Genomic DNA, 11,653 nt, shown 5'->3' with positions numbered 1-11,653 from the left:
ATTAAATTTTAGTCAGATCATTTTCTATAAAATCATTTAAATTAGTTACAATTACTCCATAACTTGTTGTGTACCTATCACTTTCCGGAGTAATGATATATTTATATTTAGGATTCAGATCTTCCGTTGAACTGATGAATCCCTTTGTAATTGAAGGAGAATTGCTTAGTTTGATTTCGATACAGGCAATTGGTTCTATTCCTCGAACTAAAATCAGATCACATTCTGCACCTGCCAAAGTCCGGTAAAAAAACAATTCAATGCCACTTCCTATCCGTTGTGAAATCTGTTCTATGACATATCCTTCCCAAGATGCACCAACTCCGGGATGTCCTAATAATTCATCCTGTGTACTGATATTTAGTAAGCTATGTAGTATTCCCGTATCCCGAATATATACTTTTGGAGATTTTACGAGTCGTTTTTTTGCGTTCACAAACCATGGTGGAAGTTTTCTCACCATATACCCTCCTTCTAAAAATCCAAAATAACGTAAAACGGTAGGTGCAGTTACACCAAGGGAACGGGCAAATATTTCAGAATTCCAGATATTGCCGTGTGTATGAGCTAGCATACTCCAAAAGTTGCGTAGTAGAACAGGAACGAGCTCTGCCCCGAATAGATATGCCAGATCACGTTCTATATAACTTCTTATAAAATCCTGCAACCAATCTTGTCCATCAGATACATGCTCGACTAACAACGCATTTGGAAAACCACCTCGGAACCAATGTACACGAAGCGGATATGCTTCCATTATTTCAGAAATTCCTATTGGAGTAAGTTCCAGATAAGAAATCCGCCCTGCTAAAGATTCTGAAACACCTTTAACCAATGATGGTGACGCGGACCCTAGTAAAATAAATCTTCCTGGTTTCCTGTAATCATCAATAAGAGGTCTTAATATCGAAAATAATTCGGGCATAAGTTGTACTTCATCAATCAGAATGCATGATTGCCGGTAGTTATCCAGATAGGAATAAGCATCATCTAGTTTTGCAATATCCCGTGGATTTTCCACATCAAGATATATAAAACTTTTTTTATCGGTATTAGCAATTAGTTTAGCCAGCGTTGTTTTGCCTACCTGCCTGGGTCCAAGTATACAAACAACAGGGGACTGACCTAATTTCTTTTCTATATTTTGCTGTAATTTCCGCTTGATCATACCTAAATATATGGCTTTATCCTTGTATATCCAAAGTTAAACTTTGGATATACAAGGATAAAGTTTAAAGTCACATCGAAAATTAAACTATCCAAAGCCAATAACAACGCGCCGGATGGCTAGCGGTCAATTGTCGAAAGCACATCTTTTTGCAATAATAATTCCTTTGTATACTTATAGCCTATATCAAACAGCTGCTGCGTTTTTCGAAAGTCAAAAGTATTGAAATCACCCAATTCCGGGGCTTCTATAAGCAGGTCGCATTGATCCAGGCTTACTTTGGCTTTTCCGCGCATAGCCAACCGGAAGCTCCGGTAAGTAATACTATGCATATGGGCAGATGATTTTTGAAGCATAATTGGGTTACAGTGAATGCCGATCATAAAATCGACCTCTTTTTCAATAGCAGCAACCGGTAAATTGTTGAAAATAGCGCCGTCAACCAATTCCCTTCCCTCAAAAATAATAGGTTTGAACAATCCCGGCAGACAACAGGATGCTAAAACCGGTTTGGCTAATTCGCCGGTCCTGAAACATATTTCTTCGCCGGCGTTGATGTCAGTCGCAGTTACGGCTAATGGGATTTTTAGTGCTTCAAAAGTATTCTCAGGAATATATTTTTTCAGGATTTCTTCCGCACGGTCTATTCTCAGTAAACCTCCCATACTGAATCCAAATCTTAAATAACCTGAAAAATATGTTTTTAAGAAGATTTCAAGAATATCATCAGGGGAATATCCATAAGCTAACAAGGCGCCAATAAATGCTCCGGCACTGGTTCCACTGATAACATTCACAGTAATTCCCTGCTCCATTAGAGCCTTCACAGCACCAATATGTGAAATACCGCGTGCTCCGCCTCCGGATAAAACAAGTCCTATTTTCGTCATAAGTGTTTAAATGCAGAGTTAGCAGGGGTTAGCGCTGAGTTGCGCAGAACTTTTATGTTTAAGGATTAAAAAAAATTTTTGAGTACAATCTGTAAGACAGTATTGCTATCGGGAATCAGTCAAAATCTCCTTCCATGCATCAATTTGATAGCCGAATGCTGTCGGCCGATAGCAATACAAAAGAATTCGTGTTAAGGACTAATAGTAACAAAAAGTTTTAAATTAAAAGAAACCTTTGTGAAACTCTATTAAATCTCTGTGGTTCTCTGTATAACCTTCTCTTCTCATTCAGATAAAATTAATAAAATCTCCCCGTTCCTGAATCTTTATTCCCTTTTCTGCTTTTTCAACCAATGCGGCTTCATATATAGGATCATGTTCGAATAGCAGAATGTATTTTTCATCCGCAGCTTTTTCAAGAAGGGCTTCCTTTTCCTGCATTGTTAATAACGGCCGTACATCGTAACTCATAATCCATGGCAGCGGAACATGAAAGGATGAAGGCAGAAGATCAGCAACGTAAATAATTTTTTGATCCTTATAACTGATAACTGGAAGCATCATTTGTTCGGTATGCCCATCTACATGAATGAAATCAATATGCTGAAATGGGGACATTCCCTTTTTTATAAATTTCAATTGTCCCGATTCTTGCAACGGTAAGATGTTTTCTTTCAAAAACGATGCTTTCTCTCGCGGATTAGGGTTGGTTGCCCATTGCCAGTGTTCTTCATTGGACCAATAAGTTGCATTAGGAAATGTCGGGATTAAAATAGAACGGTCAGTTTTGTATCGGACAGCACCGCCTGCATGATCGAAATGGAGGTGTGTAAGTATTACATCGGTAATGTCTGTAACATCGTAGCCTTTCTCCCGAATAGATGAAATTAATGTTGCATCTCCGTGCAAGTCATAAAATCCAAAGAACCTGTCATCCTGTTTGTCACCTAATCCGGTGTCAATAAGCATTAATTTATTCCCATCTTCAACAAGCATGCAGCGCATAGCCCAGCTGCAAAGATTTTTTTCATCTGCCGGATTATGTTTATTCCAAAGTGTTTTGGGAACCACACCAAACATTGCTCCGCCATCCAGTTTGAAAAATCCTGTATCGATGATATGTAAATTCATAAGGGAAGTATCCGTTTATATCGTCCTGTGTTCACTGGCTATGCAAGTAAAGCAGATTTGGTTTTTGTTAAAACTGTTTAGAGCATGTTTAAAATTCATTATGTAAAGTTGTTTATGCTATTTTTTGAGTACATCTGCGCCAAATTTTTTCGGAATAGCCCGCTATTCCGAAAAAATTTGTCTTACTTCCTTTAAAAAATAAGCGATAAACAATAAACAATTTTACATTCTAAATTTCAACAGGCTCTTAAACATATCATTATTTTTTTGATCTTTTTTCCTTTGTAAGGTAAAGTCTTATTTTCTTATGACTATTTCTGGTTTGTTTAAAAAATCATTTTATCTCTTCCTGCTCTTAAGTCTGTTCAATTGTAAGTATGGTTTTGCTCAGAAAACGGTGTTGGAATATGTAGAAACCCGGATTGGAACGGCACCGTCTACTATAGAGAGTGCGCGTTCGCATAGCGAAGCAGGAAGCGAGCTGAAAGGACAAACGATTCCGGTTGTTGGTGCTCCGCATGGAATGACCCAATGGACTCCACAAACCAGATCTACTGAAACAAAATGTATTGCTCCCTATTACTATACTGATTCACTTTTTCAGGGTTTTCGTGGTACACACTGGCTGAATGGTTCCTGTGTACAGGATTACGGAACGCTTACTATTATGCCTATGTCAGGAGAATTAAAAGTAAATCCGGAATTGAGAGCCACGCCATTCGTCCATGAAAAAGAAAAGACGTCACCAGATTATTATGGCATAGGTCTTGAAGATTATAAGATCAATGCAGAAGTTACAGCATCATTACGTTCAGCCATGATGCGTTTTACTTTTGAAAGTGATGATGAATCTTTTATTGTGGTCGAGCCTAACAGCGATGAGGGAGAAGGGTTTGTAGAAATTTTTCCGGAGAAAGGCGAAATAACGGGTTATAATCCTGTTCATCGCATTTATCAGGGATCCGGACAGTCAGCGGGTTTCAGCGGATACTTTGTGTTAAAGTTTGATAAAAAGATTACCCAGTTTGGAGTCTGGAAGGGCGATACCATTGTGCCTGGCGGAAGATTATATCAGGGTAAAGGAATGCAGGAAAAATTGGGAGCGTATATTGGATTTGGTGCAGCCCGGCAAACTGTATTGGTTCAGATCGGTACTTCATTTACCAGTCTGGAAGGAGCCAGGCTGAATCTTCAAAAGGAAATTGAAGGTAAAAGCTTTGAAACGATACAAAAAACAACTCAAAAATTGTGGAATGCAGCATTAGGAAAAGCAGAAGTTAAAGGTAGTGAGAACGATAAAAAGCTTTTTTACAGTGCTTTGTACAGAACTAAGTTGTCTCCGAGATTATATTCTGACTTTGATGGGAAATATCCTTCTTTTGCCGGAGGAACGCCTTTGCAAAAAGCCGAAGGATTTGATTATTACTGTGATTACAGCATGTGGGATACATTCCGTGCAGCCATGCCGTTACATCATTTACTGGAACCTGAACAATCCGGTGATATGATGCAGTCATTGGTGAAAAAAGCGGAAGAAGGAGGCTGGATGCCTATTTTTCCTTGCTGGAACCACTATACTTCAGCTATGGTTGGCGACCATTCCATGTCAGTCATTGCAGACGCTTATGTCAAAAATATAAGAAATTTCGATCTTGAGTCAGCTTATACTTCACTTCGTAAAAATGCTTTTGAAGTCAATACAGATACGAAGAGTTATGCAGCCGGGAAAGGCAGGAGAGCGCTGGAGTCTTATCTTAAATACGGTTATGTTCCGTTGGAAGACAGTGTTTGGCAGGCATTTCATAAACGTGAGCAGGTATCACGCACACTTGAATACGCATATGACGATTACTGCCTTTCTGTATTGGCATCCGGGCTTGGTCATAAGGATGATGCAATTGCTCTAAAAAAACGGGCATTGAATTATCAGAATGTAATAGATCCTTCAACAGGTTATGCGCGTGGACGTTATGCGGATGGAAGCTGGATAAAATCATTCGATCCTTTTGTGAAACGGTCTTCGTTTATTACCGAAGGGTCACCTGCCCAATATACCTGGTTTGTACCGCAGGATGTTGCCGGGTTGCAAAAGATAATGGGTGGAAGTAAGGCCTTTAGTAATAAATTGGATACACTTTTCGAACAGGGCCATTACTGGCATGGCAATGAACCAAACCATCAGATCCCTTATTTATATGCATTTGCCGGCCAGCCCTGGAAAACACAGAAATTGGTAAGAAAGATCATAAGAGAAGAATACGATACCGGAATGGGTGGATTAAGCGGAAATGAAGACGGCGGACAAATGTCGGCTTGGCTTGCGTTCAGCATGATGGGGTTTTATCCCGTTACACCAGGTTCCCCGGTTTATGTTTTGGGAAGCCCGGTTTTTGAAGAAACGGTTCTGAATTTGAAAGGAAAAAAGTTTAGTATCATTGCAAAAGGCGTTTCTGCCACTGCACTGTACATACAATCGGCTACATTAAATGGAAAGCCATTTACGAAAACCTACCTGTTACACGAAGAATTAATAAAAGGTGGTAAACTGGTTTTACAAATGGCTGACAAGCCTAATAAAAACTGGGGAGCCAACATCAGTGACCTGCCTCCGTCGTTATCTGAATAATTTTATTTTGATAAAATATTATTTCTTTTATTTTGTATAATGCAATGGTTTAATTGTATTAATAGAAAGATAGTAAAATATTATTCTGATTAGGCAGCTTGTGCCAGCGTAAAATTTGCATTCGAAGTTTGTGTTCTTTAATTTTCGTTAGAATCCATCTTCCTAATCTATTATAATGAACCGTAGAAACTTTTTTGGAAAAGCAATTCCTGCCGGTTTTGCCGTTGGTGCCATTGCTACTTCCTGCGCTCCCAAAACACAGCAATTATATCCCGATAAACATTTTTATATCAATCGCGGTTACCATCAGATCCCAAAGCTCAGGCTTTCAATGGACCGCATTGTGAAGGAAACAGTTGGTTTACGCCCATTCCGTCCATCAGGTCCAAGGCTCGATGTGGAACAGGTCGGAAATAAGACCATTGTTCATAATTACGGTCACGGAGGCAGTGGCTGGTCGTTGTCATGGGGAACGGGCAATATTGCCAGGAACAACGTTATGGCTACCGGTGAAAAAAAATTGCCTTGCTGGGATGCGGTACAGTTGGGATTGCTACTGCGCGTTTATTACAGGAAAGCGGATGTGATGTTACGATTTATACCAAAGATGTTCCGCCGAATATTACCAGCAACCTGGCAACAGGGACCTGGTCTCCGGCTTCCCGGGTTTGTGATGTGAAAGTCGCCAAACCTGAGTTTCAGAAAACCTGGGAAGAAGCGACACGTTATTCATTCCGTCGTTTTCAGTTTCTTTTGGGAATGGATGAAATTGCCTGCTGGGCAGAGGAATATGGCGTGTTTGAAAAAGAACCGGCATATATTCCTGGCGCAGGAGGAGAAGATTTTGAAGCACACGGACTCATACCGGACCGTGTAAAACTGAGTGAAAAAGAACATCCTTTCAACGCCGGACATGTAACCCGGAGAACGAATCTGATGTTTAACATACCGTCATATCTGAGGCACCATCTCAATGATTTTCTGATGTTTGGCGGGAAAGTGAAAATTCAGGAAATTAAAAAGCTGGAAGATATCGACGCGTTGCCCGAAAGAGTAATTGTAAATTGTATGGGGCTGGGTGCAAAACCGGTTTTCAATGATGCAGAATTAACGCCTGTATCCGGACAGCTTTCCTGTCTTATCCCGCAGGCTGATATCAATTACAAATTGTATACTAATGGTGCCAATTTCATATCACGCAAAGATGGAATTTATATCGGAAGTAATGGAATTGTAGGCAATTGGGATACAACACCAAGTAAAGAACAAACCGAAAAAACCGTAGGCATTCTCCAGAAACTCATGCAGGAGATGAAAGGGTAGGGAGTTAAGAATTTAGAATTGAGAATTTAGAATAAATTCATGATCCAATTCCCTAAACTATCCTGAAAAGTTTCCATATCTTACCCCCGGGCAACGCCCGGGGGTGACTACAAATCCGAAAGAAGATATCTCCTTCTGATATCATTGATCAGGAATTTTTTCTGAGCGGTAAAACTCTCAGGATGCATGGTTTTAAATAGTTCGCTCCATTCCAGAAACCTCGGATTATCTGCATTTTTGAATGCTATTGCGTCTATTTTCTTTTGTTTTAGATATTCTTCAAACTCCATGTGCTCTTTTTATGTAATTAAGATTTCATATCTGTATAAATCTTACAAATCTCCTCAATTCATTTTATATCTTCACGCTTTGACCAAAAATCCTGTTTAAAACAGATTATACTTATTTTTCAGATATTTTATTAAAATATGAAAATAATCATAGACCTGCGTAGTGATACAGTTACAAAGCCAACTTCACAAATGAAGGAAGCTATGTGGTCGGCAGAGGTAGGAGACGACGTAATGGGTGATGATCCGACTGTCAATGCATTGCAGGAGAAAGCTGCACGGCTTTTTGGTATGGAAGACGCCCTTTTTTGCCCGTCGGGAACGATGACTAACCAGTTGGCTATCAGGGTACATACGCAGCCTGGAAGTGATGTTATCTGTGATAAGCATTCGCATATATATCTGTATGAAGGAGGAGGGATTATGCTCAATTCTTTTTCGTCTGTTAAATTAATGGATGGCGACCGTGGCCGGTTAACAGCTGCACAGGTTGCAGAAGCGATCAGCCCGGAAAACGATATTCATTCGACTATTACGCGTCTTGTTTCACTTGAAAATACGATGAATAAAGGCGGCGGGTCTTACTATGATATTAATGAGATTAAATCCATAAAGCAGGTTTGTCTGGACAAAAAGATACCATTACATCTGGATGGGGCACGTCTTTTCAATGCATTAGCTGAAACCGGGGAACTCCCGGTACAATATGGGCAGGTGTTCGACAGTATCAGTATTTGTTTATCAAAAGGCCTGGGTTGCCCTGTCGGGTCTTTGCTGATCGGATCAACACAGGCAATTACCAAAGCACGGCGTTTCAGGAAACTGATGGGTGGTGGCTGGCGTCAGGCGGGATTTCTTGCTGCGGCAGGGATCTACGCATTAGATCATCATGTTGAACGCCTGAAAGAAGATCATATCCGTGCCCGTGCAATCGGAGACATTTTCCTAAAGAAATCAGAAGTAACAGAGTTGTTTCCTGTTGATACCAATATTGTTATTATCCGTTTGGAAGAACAGATTTCTGAAACAGATTACGTTCAAAAACTGGCCGGAAAGGGGATTAAAGCAGTTACATTCGGGAAAAATCTGGTTCGTTTTGTAACACACCATGATTTTACTGACAATCACCTGGAAGAAATGAGAAAGAGGCTAGCTTAGTGTTTTGTGACCATCCCTGCTGATGAACGAGAAGGGATGGTTACAAATATCTTAAATTGCAGGAATAACTTCTTCGTATTCATATTCAGAATTCGGGCCCTGATAAATGACCTTCATACCGGTTATATCAGCCACATAAGTGTGTATCCCCGCATCTCCTATTTCCCTTAAAAATGTAGGATAATCCGTCAGTCCGTCCTGTGTTCTTTTTACTGCTGCTTTTACAGCTTCCAGTTCAAAAGTTTCAGCACATTCGTACTCGGGCATATCACCGGCAATAATCAGTTTTTCGCCATTGGTTGCATTATAAGTGCGTTTATGAGTGCTTACTTTTACAATGTAATTGTCAATACCCAGAGCTTTTAGGTTTTTTACAAGATAAGGGTATGGTTGTCCCGCAGCTCTTTTTTCAGCAGATACGATAAGATCTTCTGTCAATGTTATATTTTCCATGGAGTATTGTATTGTTTGTTTAAAACAGAATATTGCTTTGTTCAAATATAAGAAACTGATATCAAAACAATCAAATAATCAGGCTTTCCTTTGTGTTTTAATTGCAAGTACCCATTCATCTCTTTTGCAATTCGTACAAGTCGCAGTCCCGGGTTTCAAATTTTCAACATTTCCGCAAAAAGAGCAGGCATAGCAGCTTTCAACATGAATTTCCTTCCTTTTAACTTTATATAAATCGGGTAATAGCGGAAGCCCGGGCAAAACTTCTTTATCATCATAAAAAAATACGCTGACTTCTCCCGAAGGCTCCAGATAAGCATTTTTTACCTGTCCCAGATGTTCAATACTTTTTAACCTGAGCTCTGAAAAAAATTCATCCTGGGCCAGGCTTTCTTTTTTAAATTCCGAGATAGAAAATCTTCCTTCTTTGATAAGGCAAACCGTTTCACCTTCCACCAGCTTTTCGAACCATATACTTTTACCGGTAAGCCATGTTACGCCGCGATAAAGTAAAATGACTGTGGTAAACACAACCAGCGCGGGAAGAATACCCACATCTTCATAAAACATCGGGTCGCCTGCTGCTGAGCCCAGTGCAATGATAATCACAGTTTCAAAAATGGATAATTGCTTTACACCCCTTTTTCCTGTCGCGCGTAATGCTACAAGTACAATCGTAAACATGATTGCTGAGCGAAATATTACTTCAAAGACAAAAACGAGGGGTAGCTCATTGGTCAGGAGCCGTTCCCATTCAAATATTTCTTTCATGTTCAGATTTGCGTTAGATGACAAAAAAAGATGTTATCAAACCCGGTCAAAAGTTTGATAACATCTCATCAATATTCTGGCATATTATTTCAGTAAAATGCCAGGTTCTTAGCTAGGTAATTGGTTGTCGGGATGTGCCAAAAAAGAACTTCTTGTATCCAGTTTCTTAATCATTTCATTAGACATTGCGTCTGCATATACTCCATAGCTACTTAAAAGTGTTCCTTTAAGGCCATTTGTTGATTCAATAGCGTATAATATAGACATATCGGAAGGATTAGTCATTCCCTCAAAACGAAAAACTTCAACAATATTGAAATCTTCCGGTGCCAGAGACATATTGATGCCATCTTCTTTATGTACTTCCAGTGCGTGTGCGGTCAGATTGAAATCATAGGTAAAACCTCTTTCCTTCAAAGCCTCAAGAGTTTCTACGAGGGTATCCGGCTCATTGATGTCCTTGTCTTCTGGTTGTGAGCCATCCTGTGTCAAATTTGTTCCTTGTAAGTCCATAGCAATAGTTTTTAAAGATTAGCAAGACTATAATAGCCGGTGTGTATAAACCTTTGTCAGAGGTGGTATTAAGATGCCGTTTATTATAATAAGAAAAGTTTGAAATAGTATATTCCTATTATCCATTTGTCTTTTACATCGAAAAAATCATGCCGCTGTATCTAATGCATGTGCTATAAACCGGGACGTTTTCAACAATATACTCTTTATCTTGAATAAGATAGAAAACTGATGCTTTCATTTATCTAAATTACTGATTTGTAGTTATATATAAAACCGGAGTAATAAATAATTACAGCCAGATGTCAGAAAAAGTGAAAACATAATGAGGTTAAACTACCTCATTATGGAATAAAATGTAGAAATAGAAAATTTGAAATTTATGGCTTGTAAACCACACTTCCTGTATTATATGCAGCAAAGCAGCCAAGGCCGCCTTCAATGTTGTTATAGATCAGCGTGGGTTCAGAAAACGGGTTTTCGTTGCCGCTTAACTCCAGTGAGCGGTGATATTTAAAGTAGGTCGCGTCGGTATTTTCTATGTTAAAAGTAATTGCCAGTATTTTACTTTTAGGATAAACAACAAATCTGTTACCGTTGCCATAATCATATATTTGTACGGAAGGGAGCGTACTTCTGCCGATAGCTGAGGAGAAAATAGCTCCGTCCAGATTTGCATCGCTCTGGAAATCGTTTCGTCCAATGGTATCATCCCATCTGAAATTAAACCTGTTTGTAACGCGTTTTTCCTTGAAATTTGCAGCGTTCGTGCCGTCCGGAATACTATACTCAAGATCCACAGTGGCACGTATACGGTAATAATTGGTATCAACCGGAATATCCTGCCAGGTCATTTTAATCGTAAGTATCGTATCCTGGTCAAATCCGTTATTGGAATAAGTCGTATCGACCACGTACGTTTTTGCAACTGTTTGTTTAAGTGGCACTTTACAGGTAGAAGTTACAGTCCTTTTGCCATCGGAGACTATTAGGGTATAAGTTTTACCAGCCACGATCTCAAACTTTTCCTTCGTAATACTGTAAAGATTGGTAGCTGTATCAAAAGGAATAGTTGCTTTTTTGACACCATCAGAAATTCTGACCAATGCGTTTTTTATCGCGCCGGTACCAGCCTCAGATTCGCCAAACAACGGGATGGATTCTGTAACTGCGACAATGGTCCGCGACGCCTGGGGAGAAATGAATGACTGTACTACTAATTTGGATTGTATGTCAGGCAGATTATCCGGAGACACTTCTGTGACCAGCGAATCGCAGGCTGAAATACCTAGTATGAAAAACAGGATTACGAATTGAAACAGTTTCATAA

11 protein-coding genes and 1 pseudogene are annotated in these 11,653 nt (G+C 39.6%); 4 read left to right on the top strand and 8 right to left on the bottom strand.

Annotated features, from left to right (window positions below):
- Position 1: 1 nt before the first annotated feature.
- The 3 genes from KZC02_RS11125 to KZC02_RS11115 form a co-directional block, all read right to left on the bottom strand.
- A complete protein-coding gene (locus KZC02_RS11125; RefSeq protein WP_221394171.1) occupies positions 2-1,168 on the bottom strand; it encodes an ATP-binding protein in 1,167 nt (388 codons plus the stop codon).
- A gap of 119 nt (positions 1,169-1,287) precedes the next feature.
- Positions 1,288-2,058, bottom strand: coding sequence for a patatin-like phospholipase family protein (locus KZC02_RS11120; RefSeq protein WP_221394170.1), 771 nt, complete (start codon positions 2,056-2,058; stop codon positions 1,288-1,290).
- A gap of 288 nt (positions 2,059-2,346) precedes the next feature.
- Complete coding sequence (locus tag KZC02_RS11115) at positions 2,347-3,189, bottom strand: MBL fold metallo-hydrolase (protein ID WP_221394169.1); 843 nt, start codon at positions 3,187-3,189, stop codon at positions 2,347-2,349.
- A gap of 307 nt (positions 3,190-3,496) precedes the next feature.
- Here KZC02_RS11115 and KZC02_RS11110 point away from each other — a divergent pair, with 307 nt between their 5' ends.
- The 3 genes and pseudogenes from KZC02_RS11110 to KZC02_RS11105 all read left to right on the top strand — a co-directional run bounded on the left by KZC02_RS11110 (position 3,497) and on the right by KZC02_RS11105 (position 7,138).
- The gene (locus tag KZC02_RS11110) at positions 3,497-5,815 is read left to right on the top strand and encodes a GH92 family glycosyl hydrolase (protein ID WP_221394168.1); all 2,319 of its coding nucleotides are present in this window, start codon (positions 3,497-3,499) and stop codon (positions 5,813-5,815) included.
- Positions 5,816-5,990: 175 nt separating this feature from the next.
- Positions 5,991-6,239 (top strand): annotated as a pseudogene (locus KZC02_RS33305) (FAD-dependent oxidoreductase); the annotation flags it as partial.
- 101 nt (positions 6,240-6,340) lie between these two features.
- On the top strand, positions 6,341-7,138 hold the full coding sequence (locus tag KZC02_RS11105) for an FAD-dependent oxidoreductase (RefSeq protein WP_229254181.1): 798 nt from the start codon (positions 6,341-6,343) through the stop codon (positions 7,136-7,138).
- A gap of 107 nt (positions 7,139-7,245) precedes the next feature.
- On the opposite strand, the gene KZC02_RS11100 is transcribed toward KZC02_RS11105, so the two are convergent.
- Positions 7,246-7,428 (bottom strand): hypothetical protein, encoded by a 183-nt coding sequence (locus tag KZC02_RS11100; protein WP_221394167.1) that lies wholly within the window; start codon positions 7,426-7,428, stop codon positions 7,246-7,248.
- A 144-nt stretch (positions 7,429-7,572) separates the two neighbouring features.
- On the opposite strand from KZC02_RS11100, the gene KZC02_RS11095 reads away from it, so the two are divergent.
- Positions 7,573-8,586 carry a low specificity L-threonine aldolase gene (locus KZC02_RS11095; protein ID WP_221395012.1) on the top strand — a complete coding sequence of 338 codons (1,014 nt, stop codon included), beginning with the start codon at positions 7,573-7,575 and terminating at the stop codon, positions 8,584-8,586.
- A 51-nt stretch (positions 8,587-8,637) separates the two neighbouring features.
- Here the strand turns inward: KZC02_RS11095 and KZC02_RS11090 are convergent, their stop codons facing one another.
- The 4 genes from KZC02_RS11090 to KZC02_RS11075 all read right to left on the bottom strand — a co-directional run bounded on the left by KZC02_RS11090 (position 8,638) and on the right by KZC02_RS11075 (position 11,651).
- Positions 8,638-9,039 carry a DUF1398 domain-containing protein gene (locus KZC02_RS11090; RefSeq protein ID WP_221394166.1) on the bottom strand — a complete coding sequence of 134 codons (402 nt, stop codon included), beginning with the start codon at positions 9,037-9,039 and terminating at the stop codon, positions 8,638-8,640.
- 78 nt (positions 9,040-9,117) lie between these two features.
- The gene (locus KZC02_RS11085) at positions 9,118-9,810 is read right to left on the bottom strand and encodes a DUF421 domain-containing protein (protein ID WP_221394165.1); all 693 of its coding nucleotides are present in this window, start codon (positions 9,808-9,810) and stop codon (positions 9,118-9,120) included.
- Positions 9,811-9,918: 108 nt separating this feature from the next.
- Positions 9,919-10,323 carry a hypothetical protein gene (locus KZC02_RS11080; protein ID WP_221394164.1) on the bottom strand — a complete coding sequence of 135 codons (405 nt, stop codon included), beginning with the start codon at positions 10,321-10,323 and terminating at the stop codon, positions 9,919-9,921.
- Between the two features lie 380 nt (positions 10,324-10,703).
- Positions 10,704-11,651 (bottom strand): DUF4249 domain-containing protein, encoded by a 948-nt coding sequence (locus tag KZC02_RS11075; RefSeq protein WP_221394163.1) that lies wholly within the window; start codon positions 11,649-11,651, stop codon positions 10,704-10,706.
- Positions 11,652-11,653: the final 2 nt, after the last annotated feature.

It is taken from the genome of Dyadobacter sp. NIV53, from assembly GCF_019711195.1.
Lineage (GTDB): Bacteria > Bacteroidota > Bacteroidia > Cytophagales > Spirosomataceae > Dyadobacter.
Note: the sequence above shows the minus strand (reverse complement) of the source record. Positions and strands in the feature narration are given on the sequence as shown.